The following is a 22,441-nucleotide window of genomic DNA, read 5'->3' as shown; positions in this document are numbered from 1 at the left end:
CGCGTGGACGCCGAGGACACTGAAGCCAGGGATGCCGTCGTGGATTGCACTGAAGGAACCGATGCCAGGCCAAATCAGCTGGAGCGCAGGCATGTTCAACTCACCGTTGCCCAGAGGCGAGCGGTGTGGGCCGCGGCCATCGGCAATGCCGTCGAGTTCTACGACTGGGCGGTCTACGGGACGTTCGTGGCGATCTTCTCGCCCCTGTTCTTCGTCGCCGATGACGACGTGACGAGCCTGCTGGCGGGCTTGGCCGTCTTCGCAGTTGGCTTCGTGGCACGCCCCGTCGGGGCGGTGGTGTTGGGCTCGTACGCCGACCGGGTCGGACGCAAACGCACCCTCATCATCGCCGTCACCATCACGTCGTTCGCGGCGTTGGTCATGGCGGTGTTGCCCTCATACGAGTCCATCGGCGTCCTCGCGCCGATCACACTGATCACGGCGCGCCTGGCTCAGGGTTTCGCCGCCGGCGGCGAAGCCAGCGGATCGATGACCTATCTCGCGGAGATGGCTCCGGCCGGTCGACGCGGCTTCATCGGGTCGTTTCAGCAGGTGTCGTCGGCGGCCGGCATTCTGGCCGCCTCGCTGATGGGCACCCTGCTGACGAACACGCTTCCCCCTGCTGCCCTGACGGCGTGGGGGTGGCGCATCGCGTTCGTCGTCGCGTTCCTTCTGGGCCTGGTGGGATTCGTACTACGTCGTGCAGCAGACGAAACCGATGCCTTCGTACGTGTCGAGGACCGCGCCGGGCAGCAGAAGCGCCACAGTGCCGTCGAGGCTCTGCAGCGCAATCCCAAGCAGATGCTCCAAGTCTTCGGACTTGGGATCCCAGCGACCACGATCAACTACCTCTGGCTGACCTACATGCCCACCCTCGCGCACACGATGGGCGGCATCCCGCTAGGACAGGCGATGGTCGCCAACACGATCGCCCTGGCGCTCACGTGCTGCATCCTGCCACTCTGTGGTGCGTTCTCAGATCGATTCGGCCGCAAGACGAACCTGTACATCTTCACGCTGGGCTTCGTCGCCTGCTCGTACCCGGCTGTGGCGCTCCTCGGCGTAAGCCTGCCCATGCTCGTGGTGGTGCAGCTCATCGGAGCCGTTTTACTCGCCTTCGACGGCGCGATCATCGCGAGCCAGTACAACGAGTTGTTCCCCACCGAGACGCGAGCCGCCGGGACGGCCATTCCCTACGCCCTCTCGGTCGCCATGTTCGGTGGAACGGCGCCGTACGTCGTTACCTGGCTCGCCACGACGGGAAGGGCCCACTGGATCGGGGTCTACGTAGGACTCGTCGCCCTCGTCGGTTTCCTCACCACGCTCACGCTCCCCGAAACCTCACGCCGCTCGCTTGAGGGGGAGCACGAGGACACAAAATCCCCTGCCAGTCCCCACCCACGGAAGGATGTAAGCACATGAGCGACAACGAGTCGCGTCCGTGGACGTGGCCTGACGAGGTGTGGCGGGAACACGTCGGACACATCCGGGCGGGCCGCGACCTCACGCCGGCCGCGTGGCCCAACGGGGCGAAAGCCGTTGTCGCCTTGAGCTTCGACGCTGACCACGAGACCATCCCGCTGCGCGACGGCGACACGTCCCCTGGGGCACTTGCCCGCGGTGAGTTCGGGTCGCGTGTCGGAGCTCGCCGGCTTCTCCAATTGTTGGACGAGTTCTCAATACCCGCGACGTTCTACGTACCAGCCGTGTCGGCACTTCTGCACCCCGACGAGGTGAAGGCCTACGCAGCGGCCGGTCACGAGATCGGGGCGCATGGTTGGATCCACGAACGCACTGATCTGCTCAGTCCAACTGAGGAACGAGCGCTTGCCCATCGAAGCCTGGATACCTTGGAGAAGCTGGTGGGTGTGAGACCGCGCGGAGTCCGCACACCGAGCGCTGATTTCACCACGTCGACGGTGGAGATCTTTCACGAGATCGGCATCGAATACGACACGTCGCTGATGGCCGACGACATGCCCTACGAACTTCTCGTCGAGGGTGAACCAAGCGGCATCGTCGAGATTCCCATGGAGTGGATCCGGGACGATGCGCCGTACTTCACCATGCAGCGTTACGGTCCCCATCGCCCGTACACCACACCCCGGCAGTGGCTGACGATCATGAAGGACGAGTTCGACTCCGCGTATGCCGACGGCGGGATCTTCCAGCTCGTCTGTCATCCGCACATCATCGGTCACAGGTCGCGGATCGTGGTCCTGCGCGAATTGATCAAGTACGCCACCTCACACGACGCGGTGTGGTTCGCGAGCCATGGGAATGTCGCCGCCTACGTCCGCGCGCGGGCCGCGCTACCGCTCCACGCGAGACACCAACCAGGTGGAGCAAGGGCAGGCACTCGGTCCGCCAATCAGCCCCGGAAGGCGGTACTTTCATGACCGACACCATCCCGCCGGGTCTCGCCGACCGACTGGTCGACGCCGACGACGTGCGTCGAATGGAACAATGGCTGCGCACGCACCAAGAGAACGTCGTCGCGGACCTGTTCGAGTTCGTGTCGATCGAGACGCCTAGCGATGACAAGCTCCTCTTGGACCGCGGGCTGTCGTGGATCGACCGCTGGGTCAGAACGCACCTTCCGACACCGCAGGACCGCACCGTGTACGACGGTGACGGGTATGGGGACGTTCTGGCTCTCACATTTGAAGGCTCAGGTGAGGCGTCAGTGACGTTGTTGAGCCACTACGACACGGTGTGGGACGTTGGCACGATTTCGGGTTGGCCGGTCGCACGCGACGGTGACCGCGCCTCCGGGCCCGGCATCTACGACATGAAGACCGGACTGATTCAGTCGCTCTGGACAGTACGCGGATTGGCCGAGCTCGATATCGCTCGTCCGACCGTGCACATGTTGTTCACCGGCGACGAAGAGATTGGCAGTCCGCATTCGCGGACCGTCATCGAGACCTATAGCAAGAAGTCAACCGCGGTCATCGTTTTCGAGGCGAGTGAACAGTCCTCGGTCAAGACAGCGCGGAAGGGCATCGGGCGTTTCGCCGTTACGGTGACCGGTCGGGAGGCGCACGCTGGGGCGGATTTCTTGTCTGGGATCAGCGCGATCGAGGAGTTGGCCCGCATCGTTCTTCGTCTCACCCAGCTGACCGACGTAGGGGCCGGGACCACCGTCAATGTCGGGGTGATTCACGGTGGTAGCCGTTCGAACGTCGTCGCGGGGTACGCGCGAGCCGAAGTCGACGTTCGCTTCACGAAGAACTCCGAAGTCGCTCGCGTCGCCGAGGCGCTCGACGCGCTCGAAGCGACGGAGGGAGCCACGGTGACCGTGGACGGGGAGTGGAACCGCCCTGCGATGGAGCGAAGTCCTCTGACCACCGGCATGTATGGACTGGCGAGGGCGGCTGCCCGAGCCCTTGGCGTCGATCTCGGTGAGATCTCGGTCGGCGGAGGAAGCGATGGCAATTTCGCCGCGGCGCTCGGTGTACCGGTGTTGGACGGCATGGGCGCCGTGGGCGCGGGACCGCACGCCCGCAGTGAACACGTCTTGCTCGACCGCATCCCGGAGCGAGCGGCGATCGCGGCTGGAGTGATCAGCGCCTTCGCAGACGGCGAGAGACGATGACGATATTGTTCATCGGACTCGGAAACATGGGCGCTCCGATGGCCCGTAATCTCGCAAAACGCTTCGACGTCCTCCTCAGCGACGTCAACGTCGACGTGGCCAATGCCCTTGCCGCTGAACTGGGGTCGAAGGCCGTCGACCTGGCGCGCCTACCGACGAGCGTTGACACAGTTGTCTTGATGGTGCCGAGTAGCCCCGTCGTCGAGTCCCTCGTCCTTGGCCCCGGACGTCTCCTCGAGCAGCTGGCGGCCGATTCGCTGATCATCGACATGAGTTCCGCTGAACCTTCGAGCACCCAACGGCTGGCCGCACTGGCCTCTCAGCGCGGTATCGCCTACGTGGACGCGCCGGTGTCGGGAGGGGTGGCGAAGGCAGAAACGGCCGAGTTGGCGATCATGGTCGGCGCCGAGACGAGTGCCTTCGAACGGGCGCGCAACGTCCTTGGTGCGCTCGGCGGGTCGATTCACCACGTCGGCGCACCAGGGGCCGGTGACGTCGCCAAGGCGCTGAACAACCTGCTTTCGGCGACGAACATCGCCGCGGCCGCGGAGACGTTGTCTGCGGCTGCGCGGTTTGGCATCGAGCCGGAGGCGATGCTGGAGGTCATCAACGCTTCCACCGGCCGAAGCCAGGCCAGCGAGGTCAAGTTTCCCTCCCACGTACTCACGGGAACATTCTCGTCCGGCTTCGGGATGGACCTGATGTTGAAGGACCTCGCCATCGCACGTTCCTTGACCGTCGGCGCCGGATTGATCGCTCCGGTAACCGATGCAGCGCATACCTCCGCGTTGCAGGCGCGCGAACTGACCGGTCCGTCGCCCGACCACACGGAGATCGTTCGGGTGTACGAACACACGAACGCCACCCCGCTGCGTGTCCGATCGCAGCGCGAACAAAGGAAACCACAGTGACAACGGATGCTCAGACCTACATCGACGACATGGTCGCCAAGCGTGGCTACGTGCTCGACTATCACAGAGTCATGGCCGCGGCGGACTTCCCAGTCCTGCAGGCAGCCAACCAGCTCGTCGACGCCGCCTATCTGCGTCAGCGGACCCTCGACCGCAAGACGAAGGAACTGCTGTTCATCCTCAGCCTGACGGTCATGCGTGCGCCACTGCCGCAGCTGCGCAGCCATATTCAGGTGGGTCTAGATCTCGGGTTGACGCCGCAGGAGATCCTGGAGGCAATCGAAATCTCCCTGCCAGAGGCGGGCGTCGTGGCATTCCAACACGGAGTCGAGGCGTGGCAGGACGTCGTTCAGACAGTGCCGCTGGAGCCGACGACCGCCGGGCACAACGGTGTGGTCTGATGTGCGCAACACGACTCGTCGGTGAAGCACTCGTCCATCCGGGCACACCGTGACCGGGTGCGGCCCGTCGGCACCGCCGACCGTCGACGTCCTCACGTTGTCGGGCTCCTATGGCGACATGGGGACTGCCTACGGTGCCGCGAAGCGCGACGCCATCGGCAAGAACTATGCCTCCTACGCGCGGAGCTTCCGGGACTCCGCGGGGTTGACGGACACGGACATCCAGCGGTGGGGCAACCACTTTCGTCGACTCGTCAGTGTCTACTCATCCGACATCGACGCAATGCTGACCGCGATGGCCGACGCTGCCGGCATCTCGGCTGAGCAGGCTTACGCCCTCAACTCGCGCACGGAGCTGCTCTACGGAAGCGGCTACCATGAAGAGGGGTGCACGTCGCTCGCGGTGCTGGGCTCTCGAACCGCCAGTGGTAGCACGCTTTTGGCGCAGAATTGGGACTGGCGCCTGGACCAGGGTCCCCTGAGCTTCGTCATGGTCACTCAAGATCTCGAGGGGCACAACGTCGTAACCCTCTGCGAGGCCGGCATGTTGGCCAAGGCCGGCATGAACAGTGCCGGTATCGGAGTCTGCTCCAACATGCTCGTCTCGGATCGGGATGGGGCAGGGGCGGGGATCCCGTATCACATTCTCTTGCGAGGAGTCCTGCAAGCCACGAATCTCTCGGATGCGATTGAGGCCGTCACGCGGTCGGCCAGGATAAGCTCGGGGAACTTTCTCATCGCCGCGCGTGGTGGCGAAGCGATCGACGTCGAGTTTGCACCCGACGACTTCGGCTGGCTGTTGCCGCATGACGGTCTCATCGCCCATGCGAACCACTTCGAGAGTGGACTGTCGGTCAAGGATCTTCGCCGCAACGTCTCGCCACTCACCTTGATTCGATCCGGACGCGTGCGGCACTTGTTGGAAGACCAACTGCGCGCGCGTCAGGTATCGGTGCGCGACGTCCAAACTGTTCTGACGGATCACCTGAGCCATCCGAAGAGCATCTGCCGCCACCCGGCCGTCTCCGATGATCCTCTGGAGCAGGGCGCTTCGCTGTTCTCGGTGCTGATGGACATGGAAGCGGGACGGATGGTGATCAATCCATACCCGGTCTGCGAGAGCACTCCGTACACGATCGATTTGACCGACCTCGAGTCAAGGTCGGTAGAACAGGAGCAAGCATGACTAAAGGATTGCCAGCGGGGGATCGCATGGTCGAGCGGCCTGAGGAGACCACGATCCGATACTCGGTCACCGGCCCCCCGGAGGGGCCGACGTTGGTCTTGATTCATGGATGGGGATGCGAGCGAGCGTATTTCGACGACGTCGTCAGCCATCTACCCGCGGAGCTTCGGGCCGTTGCCGTCGACCTTGCCGAGCACGGTGACTCGCGGTCGCGTCGAACTGCCTGGACGATGGAGGAATTCGCTCGCGACGTTGCCGCCGTACTGTCCGCCGAGTCGATCACCCAGTGCGTCGTGGTTGGGCACTCACTCGGGGGCGCGGTAGCCGTCGAAGTCGGACGCCTATTGCCCGACGTCGTCACTCACGTGGTGGTGCTCGATGCCCTGCACTATCTCGGGCTGTTTCCCGCGATGGACGACAGCCAGGCAGAGGCAACCATGCGGCCTTTTCACGACGACTTCGCAGCGGCGGTCCGCGCTTTGGTCGAAGGCGGCTCACCCGAGGGATTCAGTCAAGAACTGATCGACTCCTACTTCGGCATGATGGTGAAGGTCCGCCAGCCGGCCGGCACCCGGGCGATCGAGGGACTGGTGCGGTGGAATATGGAGCATGCGCTGAGTGAGACGACGCAGCCGATCACGGCTTTCGCCGTACGCGCCCTCCTCGCATCTGAAGCTGTTGAGCGGTTCGGCGATCGGATCAACTTCGTCCCCGTCGATTTGGGGAGTCACCACTTTCCGGCCGAGTCACCCGAGGAGACGGCGAAGCTGCTGACGTCGCTGATCGGCGAATGACGATCGGTCGCCGAACGCTGCATCACACGCCGTGACCGCACGTTGGCGAGCGAGCTACGCGGAACGGATGAGCCCGTTGATCTCCGCGGCCGCCGCATTCGCCAACTCGGCCAGCGTTGCTTCGTTCGTGGAGTCGTACCGCATCTCGGGTATCGAAATCGCGATCCCTGCGATCGGTTTGTCCATCGAGTCCGTCACCGCGACCCCGATGGAGCAGACGTGGGGTCGGTACCAGGACGAGACGTTGAGCGCGTAGCCGCGGACGGCGGTCAGTTCGATTTCCCGCCGGAGTTGATCGGTGCTCGGTACCGTGGCGCCCTCGACCTGGTCCACCTCGTGTTTGAGCACCTCGGCGACGTCGGCGGGCGCGAGGCGGGCCAGCATCGCGACACCCGCCGACGTGGCTTGCAATGGCAGGCGGGTGCCAAGTTCCAGGATCACCCGCACATCCTTCGTCGTGTCGGCCCTGCCGATGATGACGCTCTCGTTTCCGTCCCGCAGAGCGAGGTGCACCGTTTCGCCGGTCTCGGCTGCCAGGCGCTTGATCACCGGATCGGCCAGCTGTCGGAGATCTTGTTCACCAGCGCCTCGAAGCCCCAGAGAAAGCGCCCGTGCCGTTACGCCCCAACGGGTCTGGACCGTGTCGACGACTCTCAGCCAACCAGCCTGCCTGAGCGTCACCAGGCACCGTTGGACTGAACTCTTGGGTATCCCGGTCACGCGTGACAAGTCCGAGACACCGATTGGTTGGCGCATCGCCACCTCTTCGAAGATCCGAAGAGTGCTCAGGACGCTGTTCATCGAGCGGATGCTGGCCACATTGTCGGGACCCGGCGCTCCGGAACTGCCATCTGCTGCGTTCATGGGGAATCGACCATAACACTCACGTACGCCGTTCCACATGGTGGCATAGACCTTGCCGATCGGCCTGGTGTGTATTACATTACGGTACAACGTGCCACTTTGCGGAACGAGGTATTCATGGAATTGACCGTCGTCGGCGACGTAGTAGTTTCCGGTCGACCGCGCCGGCCACGGCTCGACCGTCCCGGCCCGGGGGACTCGGCTCTCGGCCTCCTGCCCGCAGGGGACCTGACCATCGGCAATCTCGAGGTTCCACTCACGGACTCGAACGACCGCGCCGAGAAGCTCGTCACCATGCGCGCGCCAGTGTCGGCCGCCAAGGAGTTGGCCGAGTTGGGCTTTGACCTCGTGTCACTGGCGATGAATCACGCGATGGACTTCGGCGCCGACGGGATGCGGGACACGGTCCGGGCGCTCGACGCTGCCGGTGTCAGACATGCGGGGTTCGGCGAATCCCACTCGGAGGCCACCCGCCCGCAGGTGCTCACAGCCGCGGGCCAGTCAGTTGCCTTCTTCAGTTTTTGTTCGGCTCTACCACGGGGGGCGAATGCGACGATGGACAGGCCGGGAATTGCCGCCATACGGGTGCGCTCGACGTTCGAGGTGGACAGTGGCTTACTCGACGAAACCCCCGGCATCCCGCCATTCGTGCACTCGCATGCTCACGAACCGGACGTTCGAACAGCCGAAGTCCTCATCCGAGAGGCGAAATCCCGGAACGACTTCGTGGTCGTCGCGATGCACTGGGGCGTCCCATTCTCATACCTACCGATCGCGCAGGGCCCACTGGCCGAGTACCAGCAGCCGCTGGCTCGGCGTCTTGTCGACGCCGGAGCTGATCTGATCATCGGGCATCACCCGCACTGCATCCACCCCGCAGAGTTCTACCGAAATGCGTTGATTCTGTACTCAACCGGCAACTTCCTCTTCGACTGGTGCGACGGATGGAGCCCCACGTCGATGACGCCGACCGAATCCTCACAGTTGAACGCGCCCTACGGAGCGGGTCTCCTCAGCGGACCCTGGTATCAAAGCGCGGTGTTCTACGTCGGACTCGGCGGCCCCGACGGACCGACGCTGCGCCTGGAGCCTTGCGAACTGGATTCCGACAGTCAGCCGATCATGGCTCGGCCTGGCGTGGGCCGGTCGATTCTTCATGACTTCGCCATGGCCTCACGGCAATTGGACGCCACCGTCGTGGTGACGTCCAGCGGACACGTCCGCCGCAACTCAGGTCAACACTCGTCGAGCCTGTCATGACCAGTCCTTCGAGGGGGAACTCGTTCTACGAATCCTATGGCCACCTCAGGCGGGGAGTGGACTTTCCCGCCGTCGAACTGTCGGATCCCGCATTGCGCCGCAGCAGATTCGACCCGCAGCTGGACGAGGAGCAGAGGGCGCGGGTCGACCGGCTGGTGACGGATGAGCTAGTCATCAGTTTCCATGACCACCCCCAGATGTTGCCCAGCAATGTGGCACACACGGCTGAGTACTTGCGGCAGTCACACCTCTACACGGCATACACGGATCTTCGTCGATCAGGAATGACGGCGGTCTTCGACAACTGGTTCGGAGTCCTCGGAAGCTGGACGTGGACGGAACTGATCACTTGGCTGGGCACCCGCCTCGCCGACATCGACCAGCAGCCTGGCGTCGTCGTGGCAAGAACGTCGTCAGACATCATCAATGCCCACCGTGACGGTGATGTCGCCTTCGTGATGGGGACAGAGTCGTCGACCCCGATCGAGAACGACCTCGACCGTATCGACGTCTTGCACGGCCTCGGTCTCAGGCAGATGGGCTTGGTCTTTGCTGAGTCGAACGCGCTGGGTAGCGGACAGAAGGAGTCGCGCGACGGCGGGCTGACCACGTTTGGACGCCGGGCGATCGAGCGAATGAACCTGCTGGGCATGCTCGTCGACGTCTCGCACGCGAGCGACCAGACCTCGCTCGACGCCATCGACGCGTCGTCGACCCCAGTGGCGATCACGCACGCCGGCGCTCGCGCTGTGTGGCCTACTGCTCGGATGAAGCCAGACGAGGTGTTGAGAGCCTGCGCCGAACGCGGAGGTGTGTTGGGGATAGAGGCGGCTCCCCACACCACGGTGTCCTACGGTCACCGCACCCATTCGATCGATTCGGTGATGGATCACTTCGTCCACGCGGTGGAGATCATGGGTATCGATCACGTCGCCTTCGGGCCGGATACGTTCTACGGCGACCACGTCGGGTTTCACCGCGCCACGGGCGAGGCTGCCGGGTTTTCCTCGGTTCTACATCCAGGCGACCTGAAGTACGACCGGGTGGCCTTCGTGGACGGAATGGAGAACCCGAGCGAGAACTTCTTCAACATAACGGGATGGCTCGTGCAACATGGATACAGCGACATCGACATACGGGCGGTCCTCGGCGGCAACGTCCTTCGGCTGCTTTCCGAAGTGTGGCGATGAAAGGATGAACTCTAGTACGGCTCGCGTAATCGATTGTGCTGTGGGACAACATCTTCGTCAGTGGTCACCCGCGACCGAATAACTTGTCGGCGTGTGAAATTTTCTGCTGTGCAACGATGTTAAACGGGGAACCCGCCATATTCGATTCGGTCGTATTCCTGCTGCGAGGAGTCTTTCTCAATTCCGCTGAACGTCGGAGCGCGACGGCCCGGCCGAGCGGCCTATCGGCGAGACAGCGCGCGGCGCACCACCCCGAGGCGACGGGCCCATTCTGGCCCAAGCATCGCCCCGAACACGGTTCCAGTGATCGAGCAGACGTTGGGCGTTTCCCGTGCGACCCTGTACCGAAGGTTGGCGAAGAGAGGCGAGTGATGGCGGGGCAGCCGGTGTCGTACTCGCCGGACCAATTCCTGGTGGAGGATTCGGTCCGGCCTGGCGGCGATGGCCGCGTCAGCGTTTACCGCTGTGGCGCGGGGAAAAATGGCATAAACATCGCCGATGACCAGCCGTCGTCCGCCGATGGCTACGGTGTGAGGCTCGGCGACTGGACAGACAGCAAAACGGGGCGCTTGCAGCCGATCCCGCAAGTCCGGGCTTTGCTCACCGCTGAGGGAGAGCGTAAAGATTGGGGCGCTGGGGGAGGCGACGATCTCACCGGTTGATCAAGTGTCGTGCCACACGGGCGGCGATGCGTTCGTTGGGGCATGCACAACTCGCCAATGATTCACCTGACGAAAATGGATTAGCTTACTGGGAACCAGCCGTATTCGATCCGGCCGTATTCCTCGCCGACGACGCGGTGCCGCGCGACGAAAGGCCGCCGCGTCGATTCGCGCCGAGGCCGAGAGGCTTGCCGAAGACGAGTCAGACCGTGCTGAGGCCGTGCAGGTCCTGCGCGATATGGAGACGCTGCGTGCGTGGTGACGACAGTGACGTGATGATCGACAAGCTCACAACCGTCAAGAGGTCGAGCGTCCACGCCCGAGTCGGTCGACTGACGGCGGAGCAAGTCGTCGGGGTCGAGCGAGCGCTGATGGCATTCCTCGGTCTTGCGCGGTAGGCGAGAACCGTTGAGCAGCAATGCGACACGGCGTACTTTAGTTGACATAATGTGGCTTATCGGCGAATTGTCGACCTGCGGTTCGTAGGGGCAACATCCGTCTCTATCCGGTTCGAGGTCCCGACGCCCCTCGGCACTGCCCGCTCCGTAGTTCGACCGTCCCGGCCCGCGGCCGCAGCCTGCGCGCAGCCCCCAGCCCAAGCTTTCAGCTTGGGCTGGGACATGGACAACGAGTCAACCGGCCGACGCCGCGATGTGGATGTCGCGACGGTGAGCCGCTCGACGATGTCCGGCTCGACCCTCTGCCATGCTTCCTCCTGCAATACGTCACAGTGACGAATGGCTTGGTCCCGCGCTCTATAGGACTCGGAAATCTGCTGCGACCCCTGGCGCGGTCACCGATGTCACCTCGCCCGCCAAGACGACATGCGACCGCCCGACGCCACCCTCCTGCCCCCGTGCGCACAAGCCCATCACCCGCCATACCGTCACAGTGACGAATTGACCTGTGCTGCTGGTCTATTGGCTGTGCGGGCGCTGCCGGCCCACGTCTGCCCGGTGCAGCCTTCAGGGCTGCTCGAGCGCCCGTTCGATTGCCCTGCGGGCCCGACCCGGGGCTGCCGGGTCACCTTCGAGTTGCATGGCCGCATTCAAGCCCAGCCCGGCAGCAATGATGTCGAACAGCGCCTGCTCGACATCGAAGTCGGAAGGCAGTTCGCGGCCGGCAACCGCTGCTGCGAGGTCCGCCCGCAGTTGCCCGCGCCAGCGCGACCACACCTCGGCCACCGCGTCGCGAACCGGGCCGGGACGGCCGTCGAACTCTGTGAGCGCTGCCGTCATCAGACAACCTCCCGGCAATAGCGGCGTCTCGAGGTAATCAACAGAGTTCGCGCACACCGCGCGCAGTCGCCGCAGCCCCACGGGCTCACCAAGAGCCGGCTCCACGACCCGATGCCAGAAATCCACGAAAGCCTTGTCCAGCGTGGAGATCTGGAGAACCTCCTTGGAGCCGAAATGTTTGTGAACACCCGACTTGCTCATGCCCAGCTCGTCGGCAAGTCGGCCGATGGTGATGCCCTCCAATCCTTCCTCGGAAGCAATCTCGGCGGCCCGGCCGAGGATTCGACCTCGCGTGGCCTGGGCCTCAGCGGCTGAACGTCGTGGTGACATCTGGCAAGAATAGCGAACGTATGTACGCTATTGCTTGGAGAACGTTCGTACGCTAAATTTTTGGCGACGGTGAAATCTGATTGAAAGGAAGTGCACGATGCGGGTGCGACGCCTCGGGTGGGCAGGTGTGGAGATCGAAGCGGGCGGCGAACGTCTGGTGATCGACTACGTAGGGGACATTTCTCCGCTGTTCGCGGACTGGATAGACGGCCTGGGCCTGACAGCGCCGAGTGGGCCGGTCAGCGCCGCACTGGTCACGCACCTGCACCGGGATCACACCGATGCTGCTGCGCTCGCCGAGGTTCTTGTGCCGGGAGCGCCGGTGCTCCGTCCGGCGCGCGGCTACGGCGACGACACCGACAACGTCACCACGCTGCTGGCCGAGCACGAACTGGCCGACCACGGTTTGGCTGCCGAAGTGGTCGACACCTGGTCCACCCGAGAACTCGGGCCGTTCACCGTGACGGCGGTGCCCGCGATCGACGGGCTGGGCGACCCGCAGCTGAACTGGGTGGTTGAGGCGGACGGCCAGCGGCTCTTCCACGGAGGTGACACCATGTTCCACGGCGCCTGGTGGCGTATCGCGCGCCGACACAGCCCGTTCGACGCGGTGTTCCTGCCCGCCAACGGAGCAGTGGTCGATGTGCCGCACCTGCAGCCGCCGAGCCCGCTGCCCGCTGCCATGGATCCCATGCAGGCCGCCGCGGCCGCGGAGATTCTCGATGCCCGTTATGCCGTGCCGATGCACTACGAAGCCGAGCAGCCCAACAAGATTGCGGGCTACGTGGAGGTCGGCGACCCGGCGGGCGAATTCACCGCGAACGCCGGTCGGCGCGCACGCGTGCTGGCGGTTGGTCAGTGGTTGGACCTGGCCGCCTGACGGCACGGACCCTCACACCGTCACCCACTCCAAGCGCTCTGACGGCCCGGCGACCTACGCTCGCGGGGTGGACCAGTCACGGCTTGAGGCAACGCAATGGTGCGAACCGCTCGAACAACCGGTACGGCGAGAAATTGGCACCGCTGGACGCGGCATCCGAGAAGGAAGGCCGCGATCTGGCCACGGTGTGGCGCTCCACGCAGACCCCGGTGATCGTTCCCGACTTCGCGATGCCGCACGGACCGGGGTCCTGGATACCTACACGCGCCACTAAGCGTCATGACGTCAGAAGCGAGGAGCACGATGACCAGACAGATCACCGGCGACGCCGACACCCGGGTGGGCCTCGGCCTCGCTGCATTGGGCAGACCCGCGTACCTGACGAGCAGTCGCGGCAGCGACATCGGCCCGGATCGATCGGTGACCGCCTTGCGACAGCGAACCTTCGATGTCCTCGATACCGCGTATCAGAAGGGAATTCGCTACGTCGACACCGCGCGGTCGTACGGCCGCGCCGAGGAATTCCTGGCTGACTGGTTGCGGGCACGACCCGACGTCGGTGACGTCGTCGTCGCATCCAAATGGGGTTACCGCTACGTCGGCGACTGGCGCGTTGATGCCGGCGAGCACGAGATCAAGGATCACACGCCCGCCGCTTTCGAGACCCAGCTGGCCGAGACCACGGCGCTGCTGGGGCCCCGGCTGAGTCTCTATCAGGTTCATTCGGTGACCCCCGACAGTCCCGTCCTCGGTAACCCCCGGCTGCAGCAGATGCTGGCCACTCTGCGGGACCGGGGTGTTCGGGTCGGGCTCTCCACCTCGGGACCGTCGCAGGCGACGGTCATCCGAGCTGCCCTCGGCCTCGAGGTCGGCGGCGCACCGCTGTTCGCCTCGGTCCAGTCGACGTGGAATCTCCTGGAAACCTCTGCGCAAGAGGCGCTCTCAGAGGCACACGCCGCAGGCCTGGCGGTGGTCATCAAGGAATGCTTCGCCAACGGGCGGCTGGTACCCGGGACATCCGACCTCTCCCCCGCAGTGCAACGAGCCGCACACATCGCCGCAGAGCTGCAGATCGGACTCGACCAGCTGGCGATCGCCGCCGCGGTACACCAGCCGTGGGCAGCACGCGTGTTATCCGGCGCCGTCACGGTGGCTCAGATCGAGTCGCACATCCAAGGAGCACGCACACCACTACCGACCGGCGTGCTGGCCGAGCTGGTCAGCGCGGGCGAGGATCCGCAGGAGTACTGGACGGCGCGCTCGGCCCGCAGCTGGAGCTGAGGCGGTACACCCATCGGTATCCTGAGGTGATGGCCATGCAGCGCGACAGCACCACCGCCGGCTCCGGGGGGCGCGGCGCACGCCAGCGAATCCTGGATGCCGCGGCCGATCTGTTTTATCACGAAGGCATCAACGCAACCGGTGTCGAGCAACTGGCCGCAGAGGCGTCGGTGTCCAAACGGACGCTGTATCAACACTTCCCGAGTAAAACCGCGGTAGTGCAGGAGTATCTGCGCGCCGTCAGCGGACTCATCGGCGAGCCGGTGCGCCCTGACCCGGAGGCCGGTGACGCGCGCAAGATACTGCTGAGCCTGTTCGCCACCCCACCGGCGGGCGCCCGGATGCGCGGCTGCCCCTTCCACAACGCTGCCGTAGAGGCTGCCGGCGACATGCCCGAGGTGCAGGAGATCGTCCACGAGCAGAAGCGCTCCTATATCAATGGCCTGATCCGACTGTCGAAGGCAGCGGGGGCAGCCAATCCGAGAATGCTGGGCAACCAGCTCGGCGTGCTCTACGAGGGTGCCGCCGCCCTGTCGACCTCCCTGAATGACCGAACTGCGTGGACGCACGCCCGCAAGGCCGCCGAAACCCTCATCGACGCGGCGATCACCGACCCGGGGTGACACGCCTTGCCGCAGTGAACTGATCGGTGTACTTTGAGCGCAAGTACACCGATTAGTTTACATTGCTACAGGAGAAGACATGACGACGTTGGCCGGCCAGACCGTGCTCGTGACGGGCGCAAATCGCGGCATGGGAAGCGAATACATCGATCAGTTGCTCGATCGCAAGGTGGCCAAGGTGTACGCAGCGGCGCGCAAACCCGAGTCGATCGACACCACCGATCCGCGGGTGGTCGCGCTGCAACTGGACGTGACGGATCCGCGCTCGGTGGCCGCGGCCAGCCAGAAAGCCAGCGACGTGAGCGTGCTGATCAACAACGCCGGTATCTCGCGGGCCACGTCGGTGCTCGACGCGGACACCACGAATCTGCGCACCGAGTTGGAGACCAACCTCTTCGGCCCGCTGGCCCTCGCCTCGGCCTTCGCCGACCGGATCGCCGCGCGGTCGGGCGCCATCGTCAACGTCGCATCGGTGCTCGCATGGGTGCCTCTGGGCGCGAGTTACGGTGTCTCCAAGGCCGCGATCGCCAACGCCACGGATGCGATGCGCATGGAGCTCGCCCCTCGCGGCGTGCAGGTTGTCGGCGTCTACTTCGGATTGGTAGACACCGACATGGCCAGCTTCACCGACCTGCCCAAGTCCAGCCCGGCCGATATCGTCGCGCAGGCCCTCGACGGGATCGAAGCCGGTCAGGACGAGGTGCTGGGCGACGAGACCACCAGGGCGGCCCGCCTGCAACTCGCCAAGCCGGTCTCCGAACGCCCGATGGGTGCCGCGCTGACCAACTCCTGAATCCCATTGCAGCGCTTTGCCGCCGACCCTGGGCGCTAGCTGGGCGTACGGATGAACTCCATCCCGGCGTTGATCGCCGGGCGGTGGCGCAGGATCCGGTAATGGGCGAGTCGGCCGAGACCGCGGGTGGTCACCAGTTGGGCACCGGTCCACAAGGTCGACAGCCGAGCCGTGGCGGCATACGGGCTGTCCGGGTCATCGGGGTCATGAATGAGCAGCAACGGCGGGTAATCCGCCTTGCGCCCGATGTGCGACATGTTGGTCTCGTGCAGCTGCATGCCGATGCGTTTCTCCAGGCGGCGCTGCAGGCCGGCACGGATCCGACGGCCGAAATCATGGCGCGCGGCGAAAAGGTCCAAGTACAAAGGGAAATCGCCCATGGGCGCCAAGAACACCAGCCGCCCGACGGGCGCTCCCCCGGCTGCTGCCAGTGCGGTCGCATTCGCCCCCAAGGAGTGCGCCACCACCGCGTGGGCGGCGCCGTGGGTCCGGATCATCGCTGCGATGGCGTCCGCGCACTCGGTCGCCGTGGTGCGACCGGGCGCCAGAGCACCAGGGTCGGAGGCGTTGTGGCTGGGCAGATCGAACGCGATGGCCCGGTAGCCCGCCTCCACCAGCGGCTTGACGAACACCGCCAGGTGCGCCCGCTGCCCACCCCAGCCGTGCACCAGATACACCGGCGGTCCGTCGCCCCACTGCTCCCCGACCACCCGGTGCCCGTCCCAGTAGGCCTCGACGGGCTCACCCGGACCGATGCCGGGCGGCATGCGCAGAGCAGACTCCAGCACCGGCGGGGTGCACCACAGCTCGACCGCCCATCGGGACCCCACCCAGGGCGCCACCCGTTCCAGCCACCGGAACGCCTTGCGAACCCGCGGCTCGACCGGCGGCAACACACCGGAGCCGGCCACGTCGAGCGGCCCGATGGTGCCCGCCGGGCCCGGCGCCATTCCAGAAGCCTCTTCGGTCACCGGGACATCATGGCACCGCCCGGGAGCCCGATTCACCACGGGACCGCCGCCCCGAAACGATCGAGGTAACGAAGACCAGGGATGCCCCGCTGCCCGTCCACCGTGTCGACCAGCGGCGGAATGCTGTCCGCGACCTCGAGTGCGGCGCCCTGGCCGCCCATGTCCGTCTTCACCCAGCCCGGGGCCATGAGCAACAACGCTCGACCCTCGCCGGCGTGACGTGAGGCATAACTGCGCATCAGCTGGTTCAGCGCCGCTTTCGATGCGCGATAGACCTCGAAGCCACCGTTGGTGTTGTTGCCGATACTCCCCTGCCCCGAGGACATGACTGCGATCGTGCCGGTGGCGTCGACGACATCCTGCAGCCGTTCGACGGTGCGCATGACGCTCAGGACGTTCGTCACCATCATGCGCTCGAACGCGTCGGTGGCGATCTCGGCGGCGATCTGACTCCGCGGAGCCAGCGACACGCCGGCGACGACGTACAACAGGTCGAACACGCGGCCTGCGAGCCTGCCGGCCAACGCCTCCAACTCAGACTCGTCGTCGATGTCGACATGCTCGATCATCACCCGGTCAGGACGTCGCCGCGCGAATGCGTGCAACGGTGTCGGCTCCGTGCCACGCACCGTCGCGACCACGTGGGCGCCGCGCGCGACGTACTGCTCGACGATCGCCTTGCCCAGTCCCCGCGACGCTCCGATGACCAGCACCGACCGGTGGGTGGTGGACGCCGTGTTCTGCTCGGCCATGTGTACTCCCACGCCTCGTTCACTCATCGTTTGTTGAGTCAACGTTACCACTCGCTCAGCAGTCGTAGAGTGAACCGATGACGCCAGCACGCACCCGCGCCGAGCGCCGCGCGGCCACCGCCGCGAAGATCCTCGATGCGGCTCAGCACGAGTTCGGCGACCGCGGGATGGACGGCGCGACGATCAGGGGAATCGCGCAGCGCGCGGGGGTCGACCCCTCACTGGTGCTGCAGCACTACGGCTCCAAGGACGCCCTCTTCAAGCTCGCGGTCCGCCCTGCCGATGAGCTCGGAGCCGGAGATGTGCAGACTCATCTGACCGAAGTACTCGACCTGCGTCTGCGCGAACTCCCGGCATCAACGCGCGCGCTCATGCGCTCCATGCTCACCTCACCGGAAGCCGCCGCAGTGATGCGCGACTACCTGACCGAACGTGCCGACGTGCTCGCCCGGTCATCGGAGCAACCCGACGCGCACGTGCGCGCCGCACTCGTCGTCTCCAGCATTCTCGGCATCACCATCGCGCGGCATTTTCTGGAACTGCCCGCATTGGGTGACGCCGACGGCGGGACCGCCGCGAGTCTGCTCGCTCGGCTGCTCGAGTAATCAGGACTCTCGCCGGACACGTTTAGTACCCCCGCGGTGGTGTATCCCTCGATGGGCAGCGCACATGGTGATTCATCTCGGACACCTGTTGCCCTCGATCAAAGGATTCAGATGGCATCACGCAATACAGTCGTCCGTTCGCTACACGACCTCGGCGCGGCGGCGTGGTTCGGCGGATCTCTTATGGGGGCTGTCGGCGTCAACGGCGCGGCCGCATCCGTGCGTGACCCCCGCGACCGCGCCAAAGTGGCCGCGGTGGGCTGGGGAAAGTGGGCGCCCGTCAGCGCTGCCGCCATCGGCGCACACCTCATCGGCGGTGCCGGGCTTCTCTACGCCAACCGCGGCAGAGCCAAGAACCAGGCCGGCGTCACCTCCAATACCGTCACCAAGATCGCGGTGACCGGCGCAGCCCTGGGTGCCACCGTGGCCAGTGGGGTGCTCGGCGCGAAAGCCGCTCAGGGCGAGGGACATCCGATTGAAGGAGCCACCGAGCCCGCCCCGGGCACACCGGACGATGTCGCCGCGGCACAACGTCAACTGCGCTACCTACAGGGCGTGTTGCCGCTGCTCACCGGCGCAATCCTGATCCTCAGCGCCCAGCAGGGTGAACAACAGCGGCCCACCCAGATGCTCGCGGGGGTGGGCAGCGCGTTGGCCCGCAGGTGAACACGTTGCGGCGGCGCGTATCAGGCGCCGCCGCACCAGTTCTGCTGTTGCAGGTGACGGAGCAGGGCGTGCTCCGCCGAGCCGGCATTGCGCCGCACGCACACGAGCACGGGTTCGGCGAGTGCAGGCGCCAGAGGGCAGACCAACTCCTCGAAGCCGTCCGGCACCGCCGAGGCCGGCACCACCGTGACGCCCAGGCCGTGTGCCACCAGTTGTACCGCCGTGGAAATCTGCGATGCCCGGGCCACGGTCTGGGGGCTCAGGTTGGCGTCGGCGAGCAGACGGGCCAGGTACTCGTCGAGCAGGCTGGAGTGCCGGAACCTGATCCAACCCTGCGACACGAGGTCCTGCAGGCGCAGCGCCAAGCCGCTCTTCAGCAGCGGGTGCCCCTTCGGCAACAGTGCGACGTAGGCTTCTTCTCCCAACCGGTGGACGTCGAAACCGTTGCAGGCCGGGGGAACTCGGTGAACCAGCACCATGTCGAGAGCGCCCTGGCGCAGCAGTCGTTCCATGTGCGCGGGATCGGGCTCTTCGTGCATGGTCACCTGCAGGGCCGGGTGGTGGAGGCGCAACTCCCCCAGCGCCTGCGGAAGCTGACGCGCGCCCAGGCCCATGTGGACCGCAATGATGAGCTCGCCTGCCAGTTCACCGTCTGCAGCGCGGGCCGCCGTGACGGCGCGTCGTGATGCCGTGGTGGCGATGCTCGCCTCCGCGAGGAACGCACGTCCGGCCACCGTCACCACCACCCCGGCCGGCGTGCGCGTGAACAGTTGCACCCCAAGGTGTTTTTCCAGAGCACCGATCTGCTGGGACAGCGACGGTTGAGTGACCCGCAGCCGGTCTGCTGCCGCAGTCATCGAGCCCTCCTCGGCGACAGCCAGGGCGTACTCGAACTGACGCAGGTTCATGGGCCCTCCGCTAGATATAGACATTCTCAATGCAGACCATACATCGAGATTATTTGCGTCTATACCTGGCCGCTCCTAGCGTGATCCGAGGTCAACACCCGGTCCCCTCTCGAGGAGAAAACATGCGACTTGCCAACAAGGTAGCTCTGGTCACGGGCGGGAGCGCCGGCCTCGGACTGGCCATCGCGCAGAGATTCGCGCGCGAGGGCGCCCGTGTCTACATCACAGGGCGGCGGGCCGATGCGCTCGAGGCGGCGAAGGCGTCCATGGACGGCGACGTCACCGCCATCACCGCAGACGCGACGATGACAGACGATCTCGATAGCGTGGTCGAGACCATCCGCCGCGACAGCGGGCATCTCGACGTGGTGGTCGCCAACGCCGGCCGCATCGAGCGAATGGACTTCGCCGACGTGACCGAGGAGCACTTCGACCGCACCTTCGACCTCAACGCCCGCGGCACCCTGTTCACCGTCCAGACGGTGCTGCCGCTTCTCACGCCGGGTAGCTCGATCGTGCTGCTCGGCTCGATCACCGCCGTCAAGGGCGATGCCGGCGCGGGAACCTACAGCGCGGCGAAGGCGGCTGTGCGATCCTTCGCGCGTACCTGGGCAGCCGAGTTCGGTGATCGCGGTCTGCGAGTCAACGTCCTGAGCCCGGGGCCGATCGACACCGACATCATCGACGGGCAGGCGGAGTACTTCGGCGAGGACCCCGCTGCGCTACGCGCCTCCATGAGCACCCTGGTCCCGATGGGCCGCCTGGGGCGTCCGGAGGAGATCGCCAACGGCGCACTGTTTCTGGCCTCCGATGAGAGCAGTTTCATGACAGGTGCCGAACTGTGCATCGACGGCGGTATGGCCCAGGTCTGAGCCGCGCACCGGTGGTGCACATCACAGCACCGGCGTGTTCGGTTTCCCCGTCCGCCCCCGTCCACATGAGTACCGAGCTCGGAGGCACTCCGGCTTCCGGACCAGTGGAAGAAAGGGAACACCATGGGAATCGTGGACAAGGCCAAGAACGCCGCCGAAGACGCCGTCGGCAAGGTCAAGGAGACCGTCGGTGACATCACCGGCAACGACGATCTGAAAGCCGAAGGCAAGAAGGACCAAGGCGTTTCGGGCGTCAAGAAGGTCGGCGAGAACATCAAGGACAAGCTGAAGTAGTTCACTGCGACCTGCGGCCGACCTCCGGTTCCCGGAGGCCGGCCGTCGTCGCCCCGAGGCAACCCGTTTGCCACACTGTTACGCGCGTGCCAGGCCCACCTTGACGTTCCGTGACAGCTCGTCGGCCAACACCTCGCGCTCACCGGCGAACACCCCGTCGAGCGCCAGCGTGGCCACCACGGCGGGATCGATCTTCTGCTCGGCCGGGATGTAGTCCACCATGTCGGTGTCCATGTATCCGACATGCAGCGCGGTCACGGTGATTCCCTTGGGCGCCAGTTCATCTCGTACCGCGTCGGTCATGGCCCAGGCCGCCGCCTTGGCTGCCGAGTAGGCACCACTGGTCCCCGGGTGCAGCCACGACAGCACCGAGAGCACATCCAGGATGGCTCCCCCGCCGTTGCGTTCGATGACCGGCGCGAACTCCCTGATCACCTGCAGGGTGCCGAAGTAGTGGGTTTCCATTTCGAGCCGGATGTCCTCCAGCGGTCCATCGAGCAGGGTGGCCCTGGTGGACACACCCGCATTGTTGACCAGGAGGTTGACATCGGTCGCGATCTCCGCCGCACGACGGATCGATTCGGGATCGGTGATGTCCAGGGCGACGGGCACCACGCCGGGGATGTCGATGGTCTCGGGGCGCCGCGCCGCGGCGTACACGGTGGCACCCCGGGCGACGAGGTCGAGCGCAAACCGACGGCCCAGACCGCGGTTGGCTCCGGTGACCAACGCGATCACGTGAGTTGTATTCATTGAATCGTCCTCTGAGAGTGGGTTATTCAGCATTGTCAAGCCTGAAGGGCATGCCTGCAAGAACTGGCTGAGGGGCACCGGCAATTCCCACGCCGGTGGCAGATTCCCGCTGGCTGCCATCGGCCGGTGCAGCCAGCAGGGGCACCGGACCAGGCGTGGGTACTGTGCAGTCATGCGTGCGCACAGCTTCGTGATACCGATCGTGACCGCCGTCCTGACTGCGGTCCAGTTGGGCGTCGGGCTGCCGGTCGCCGCCGCCGCGCCCGTCATCACCACCGTCCCGGAGGTGCCGGCACCGCCCGGCCTGACGACCTTCACCGACAACCCGGGCATCGTGGACCCCCACTCCCAGACCATCGACTCGTGGAGCCGGGTCTCCGACCCCGACGCCCTGGCGGTGCACTTCACCAGCGGTACCCCCGAGTGCTTCGGGGTCACTGCCGAGGTGCAGGAAACGCCGGACATCGTGGCGGTGAAGCTGCGCGGCGGGACCAGGCCGGAGGCGGTCGATCGAGCGTGCATCATGCTCGCGGTCGTCGGCACGTTGACGGTGCCGTTGTCCGCCCCCGTCGGCGACCGCGCCGTCGTCAGCATCACCTGAGCAGACGC

At 65.4% G+C, this 22,441-nt stretch carries 25 protein-coding genes and 1 pseudogene; 19 read left to right on the top strand and 7 right to left on the bottom strand.

The window, feature by feature from the left end; all coding sequences use genetic code 11:
- Nucleotides 1–3 precede the first annotated feature (3 nt).
- Genes G6N58_RS23040 through G6N58_RS23010 form a run of 7 tightly spaced genes read left to right on the top strand, consistent with a single transcriptional unit; the run spans nt 4 to nt 6,890 of the window.
- Nucleotides 4–1,422 carry an MFS transporter gene (locus G6N58_RS23040; protein WP_115277149.1) on the top strand — a complete coding sequence of 473 codons (1,419 nt, stop codon included), beginning with the start codon at nt 4–6 and terminating at the stop codon, nt 1,420–1,422.
- Nucleotides 1,419–2,399, top strand: coding sequence for a polysaccharide deacetylase family protein (locus G6N58_RS23035; RefSeq protein ID WP_115277150.1), 981 nt, complete (start codon nt 1,419–1,421; stop codon nt 2,397–2,399). The genes G6N58_RS23040 and G6N58_RS23035 overlap by 4 nt, the downstream gene beginning before the upstream one ends.
- Nucleotides 2,396–3,598, top strand: coding sequence for a M20 family metallopeptidase (locus tag G6N58_RS23030; RefSeq protein WP_115277151.1), 1,203 nt, complete (start codon nt 2,396–2,398; stop codon nt 3,596–3,598). The genes G6N58_RS23035 and G6N58_RS23030 overlap by 4 nt, the downstream gene beginning before the upstream one ends.
- Entirely contained in the window at nt 3,595–4,509 is a 915-nt protein-coding gene (locus tag G6N58_RS23025; RefSeq protein ID WP_115277152.1) for an NAD(P)-dependent oxidoreductase, read from the top strand. The genes G6N58_RS23030 and G6N58_RS23025 overlap by 4 nt, the downstream gene beginning before the upstream one ends.
- Complete coding sequence (locus G6N58_RS23020; RefSeq protein ID WP_232067960.1) at nt 4,506–4,910, top strand: carboxymuconolactone decarboxylase family protein; 405 nt, start codon at nt 4,506–4,508, stop codon at nt 4,908–4,910. The genes G6N58_RS23025 and G6N58_RS23020 overlap by 4 nt, the downstream gene beginning before the upstream one ends.
- 49 nt (nt 4,911–4,959) lie before the next feature.
- Nucleotides 4,960–6,096 (top strand): C45 family autoproteolytic acyltransferase/hydrolase, encoded by a 1,137-nt coding sequence (locus G6N58_RS23015; RefSeq protein WP_264035982.1) that lies wholly within the window; start codon nt 4,960–4,962, stop codon nt 6,094–6,096.
- A complete protein-coding gene (locus G6N58_RS23010) occupies nt 6,093–6,890 on the top strand; it encodes an alpha/beta fold hydrolase (protein WP_163908340.1) in 798 nt (265 codons plus the stop codon). The genes G6N58_RS23015 and G6N58_RS23010 overlap by 4 nt, the downstream gene beginning before the upstream one ends.
- Before the next feature lie 54 nt (nt 6,891–6,944).
- Here G6N58_RS23010 and G6N58_RS30890 read toward each other — a convergent pair whose 3' ends face one another.
- Together G6N58_RS30890 and G6N58_RS31360 are read right to left on the bottom strand one after the other, a co-directional pair.
- Nucleotides 6,945–7,439: an IclR family transcriptional regulator gene (locus G6N58_RS30890; RefSeq protein WP_232068142.1), complete on the bottom strand. Its 495-nt coding sequence runs from the start codon at nt 7,437–7,439 to the stop codon at nt 6,945–6,947.
- Between the two features lie 147 nt (nt 7,440–7,586).
- A pseudogene (locus G6N58_RS31360) lies at nt 7,587–7,646 on the bottom strand (hypothetical protein); the annotation flags it as partial.
- Between the two features lie 225 nt (nt 7,647–7,871).
- On the opposite strand from G6N58_RS31360, the gene G6N58_RS23000 reads away from it, so the two are divergent.
- From G6N58_RS23000 to G6N58_RS22990, 3 genes are all read left to right on the top strand, one after another.
- Nucleotides 7,872–9,014, top strand: a complete 1,143-nt coding sequence (locus G6N58_RS23000) for a CapA family protein (RefSeq protein ID WP_147289280.1) — start codon at nt 7,872–7,874, stop codon at nt 9,012–9,014.
- Entirely contained in the window at nt 9,011–10,204 is a 1,194-nt protein-coding gene (locus tag G6N58_RS22995; protein ID WP_115277157.1) for a dipeptidase, read from the top strand. The genes G6N58_RS23000 and G6N58_RS22995 overlap by 4 nt, the downstream gene beginning before the upstream one ends.
- A 371-nt stretch (nt 10,205–10,575) precedes the next feature.
- Nucleotides 10,576–10,866 (top strand): hypothetical protein, encoded by a 291-nt coding sequence (locus G6N58_RS22990; RefSeq protein WP_147289281.1) that lies wholly within the window; start codon nt 10,576–10,578, stop codon nt 10,864–10,866.
- Nucleotides 10,867–11,831: 965 nt separating this feature from the next.
- Here G6N58_RS22990 and G6N58_RS22980 read toward each other — a convergent pair.
- Nucleotides 11,832–12,434 (bottom strand): TetR/AcrR family transcriptional regulator, encoded by a 603-nt coding sequence (locus G6N58_RS22980; protein WP_115277159.1) that lies wholly within the window; start codon nt 12,432–12,434, stop codon nt 11,832–11,834.
- Nucleotides 12,435–12,531: 97 nt separating this feature from the next.
- Between G6N58_RS22980 and G6N58_RS22975 the strand changes: the two genes are divergently transcribed.
- The 4 genes from G6N58_RS22975 (at nt 12,532) to G6N58_RS22960 (ending at nt 16,011) form a co-directional block, all read left to right on the top strand.
- Nucleotides 12,532–13,314 carry an MBL fold metallo-hydrolase gene (locus tag G6N58_RS22975; protein WP_115277160.1) on the top strand — a complete coding sequence of 261 codons (783 nt, stop codon included), beginning with the start codon at nt 12,532–12,534 and terminating at the stop codon, nt 13,312–13,314.
- Between the two features lie 303 nt (nt 13,315–13,617).
- The gene (locus G6N58_RS22970; RefSeq protein ID WP_115277161.1) at nt 13,618–14,595 is read left to right on the top strand and encodes an aldo/keto reductase; all 978 of its coding nucleotides are present in this window, start codon (nt 13,618–13,620) and stop codon (nt 14,593–14,595) included.
- A 29-nt stretch (nt 14,596–14,624) separates the two neighbouring features.
- Entirely contained in the window at nt 14,625–15,218 is a 594-nt protein-coding gene (locus G6N58_RS22965; protein ID WP_115277162.1) for a TetR/AcrR family transcriptional regulator, read from the top strand.
- 79 nt (nt 15,219–15,297) lie between these two features.
- Entirely contained in the window at nt 15,298–16,011 is a 714-nt protein-coding gene (locus G6N58_RS22960; RefSeq protein ID WP_115277163.1) for an SDR family oxidoreductase, read from the top strand.
- Between the two features lie 35 nt (nt 16,012–16,046).
- On the opposite strand, the gene G6N58_RS22955 is transcribed toward G6N58_RS22960, so the two are convergent.
- Nucleotides 16,047–16,961, bottom strand: coding sequence for an alpha/beta fold hydrolase (locus tag G6N58_RS22955; protein ID WP_115277164.1), 915 nt, complete (start codon nt 16,959–16,961; stop codon nt 16,047–16,049).
- A 53-nt stretch (nt 16,962–17,014) separates the two neighbouring features.
- Complete coding sequence (locus G6N58_RS22950) at nt 17,015–17,734, bottom strand: SDR family NAD(P)-dependent oxidoreductase (RefSeq protein ID WP_115277165.1); 720 nt, start codon at nt 17,732–17,734, stop codon at nt 17,015–17,017.
- 77 nt (nt 17,735–17,811) lie between these two features.
- Here G6N58_RS22950 and G6N58_RS22945 point away from each other — a divergent pair, with 77 nt between their 5' ends.
- On the top strand, nt 17,812–18,339 hold the full coding sequence (locus G6N58_RS22945) for a TetR/AcrR family transcriptional regulator (RefSeq protein ID WP_115277166.1): 528 nt from the start codon (nt 17,812–17,814) through the stop codon (nt 18,337–18,339).
- 111 nt (nt 18,340–18,450) lie between these two features.
- Entirely contained in the window at nt 18,451–19,005 is a 555-nt protein-coding gene (locus G6N58_RS22940) for a hypothetical protein (protein WP_115277167.1), read from the top strand.
- Between the two features lie 20 nt (nt 19,006–19,025).
- On the opposite strand, the gene G6N58_RS22935 is transcribed toward G6N58_RS22940, so the two are convergent.
- Nucleotides 19,026–19,913 (bottom strand): LysR family transcriptional regulator, encoded by an 888-nt coding sequence (locus G6N58_RS22935; protein ID WP_115277168.1) that lies wholly within the window; start codon nt 19,911–19,913, stop codon nt 19,026–19,028.
- A 122-nt stretch (nt 19,914–20,035) separates the two neighbouring features.
- On the opposite strand from G6N58_RS22935, the gene G6N58_RS22930 reads away from it, so the two are divergent.
- Nucleotides 20,036–20,785: an SDR family NAD(P)-dependent oxidoreductase gene (locus G6N58_RS22930; protein WP_115277169.1), complete on the top strand. Its 750-nt coding sequence runs from the start codon at nt 20,036–20,038 to the stop codon at nt 20,783–20,785.
- Nucleotides 20,786–20,908: 123 nt separating this feature from the next.
- Nucleotides 20,909–21,079 carry a CsbD family protein gene (locus G6N58_RS22925; RefSeq protein WP_115277170.1) on the top strand — a complete coding sequence of 57 codons (171 nt, stop codon included), beginning with the start codon at nt 20,909–20,911 and terminating at the stop codon, nt 21,077–21,079.
- 78 nt (nt 21,080–21,157) lie between these two features.
- Here the strand turns inward: G6N58_RS22925 and G6N58_RS22920 are convergent, their stop codons facing one another.
- Nucleotides 21,158–21,832, bottom strand: coding sequence for an SDR family oxidoreductase (locus G6N58_RS22920; RefSeq protein ID WP_115277171.1), 675 nt, complete (start codon nt 21,830–21,832; stop codon nt 21,158–21,160).
- 172 nt (nt 21,833–22,004) lie between these two features.
- On the opposite strand from G6N58_RS22920, the gene G6N58_RS22915 reads away from it, so the two are divergent.
- A complete protein-coding gene (locus tag G6N58_RS22915; RefSeq protein WP_115277172.1) occupies nt 22,005–22,433 on the top strand; it encodes a hypothetical protein in 429 nt (142 codons plus the stop codon).
- Nucleotides 22,434–22,441: the final 8 nt, after the last annotated feature.

The organism is Mycolicibacterium tokaiense (assembly GCF_010725885.1).
In the GTDB taxonomy this organism is placed as follows: Bacteria; Actinomycetota; Actinomycetes; order Mycobacteriales; family Mycobacteriaceae; genus Mycobacterium; species Mycobacterium tokaiense.
The sequence above is the reverse complement of the archived record's forward strand: the minus strand, read 5'-3'. Positions and strand labels throughout refer to the sequence as shown.

Coding starts and splice junctions, on each gene's coding strand:
- G6N58_RS23035 (WP_115277150.1), top strand. CDS start 1,419: ATGAGCGACAACGAGTCGCGTCCGTGGACGTGGCCTGACGAGGTGTGG.
- G6N58_RS23030 (WP_115277151.1), top strand. CDS start 2,396: ATGACCGACACCATCCCGCCGGGTCTCGCCGACCGACTGGTCGACGCC.
- G6N58_RS23025 (WP_115277152.1), top strand. CDS start 3,595: ATGACGATATTGTTCATCGGACTCGGAAACATGGGCGCTCCGATGGCC.
- G6N58_RS23010 (WP_163908340.1), top strand. CDS start 6,093: ATGACTAAAGGATTGCCAGCGGGGGATCGCATGGTCGAGCGGCCTGAG.
- G6N58_RS23000 (WP_147289280.1), top strand. CDS start 7,872: ATGGAATTGACCGTCGTCGGCGACGTAGTAGTTTCCGGTCGACCGCGC.
- G6N58_RS22995 (WP_115277157.1), top strand. CDS start 9,011: ATGACCAGTCCTTCGAGGGGGAACTCGTTCTACGAATCCTATGGCCAC.
- G6N58_RS22990 (WP_147289281.1), top strand. CDS start 10,576: ATGGCGGGGCAGCCGGTGTCGTACTCGCCGGACCAATTCCTGGTGGAG.
- G6N58_RS22980 (WP_115277159.1), bottom strand. CDS start 12,434: ATGTCACCACGACGTTCAGCCGCTGAGGCCCAGGCCACGCGAGGTCGA.
- G6N58_RS22975 (WP_115277160.1), top strand. CDS start 12,532: ATGCGGGTGCGACGCCTCGGGTGGGCAGGTGTGGAGATCGAAGCGGGC.
- G6N58_RS22970 (WP_115277161.1), top strand. CDS start 13,618: ATGACCAGACAGATCACCGGCGACGCCGACACCCGGGTGGGCCTCGGC.
- G6N58_RS22965 (WP_115277162.1), top strand. CDS start 14,625: ATGGCCATGCAGCGCGACAGCACCACCGCCGGCTCCGGGGGGCGCGGC.
- G6N58_RS22960 (WP_115277163.1), top strand. CDS start 15,298: ATGACGACGTTGGCCGGCCAGACCGTGCTCGTGACGGGCGCAAATCGC.
- G6N58_RS22955 (WP_115277164.1), bottom strand. CDS start 16,961: ATGGCGCCGGGCCCGGCGGGCACCATCGGGCCGCTCGACGTGGCCGGC.
- G6N58_RS22950 (WP_115277165.1), bottom strand. CDS start 17,734: ATGGCCGAGCAGAACACGGCGTCCACCACCCACCGGTCGGTGCTGGTC.
- G6N58_RS22945 (WP_115277166.1), top strand. CDS start 17,812: ATGACGCCAGCACGCACCCGCGCCGAGCGCCGCGCGGCCACCGCCGCG.
- G6N58_RS22940 (WP_115277167.1), top strand. CDS start 18,451: ATGGCATCACGCAATACAGTCGTCCGTTCGCTACACGACCTCGGCGCG.
- G6N58_RS22935 (WP_115277168.1), bottom strand. CDS start 19,913: ATGAACCTGCGTCAGTTCGAGTACGCCCTGGCTGTCGCCGAGGAGGGC.
- G6N58_RS22930 (WP_115277169.1), top strand. CDS start 20,036: ATGCGACTTGCCAACAAGGTAGCTCTGGTCACGGGCGGGAGCGCCGGC.
- G6N58_RS22925 (WP_115277170.1), top strand. CDS start 20,909: ATGGGAATCGTGGACAAGGCCAAGAACGCCGCCGAAGACGCCGTCGGC.
- G6N58_RS22920 (WP_115277171.1), bottom strand. CDS start 21,832: ATGAATACAACTCACGTGATCGCGTTGGTCACCGGAGCCAACCGCGGT.
- G6N58_RS22915 (WP_115277172.1), top strand. CDS start 22,005: ATGCGTGCGCACAGCTTCGTGATACCGATCGTGACCGCCGTCCTGACT.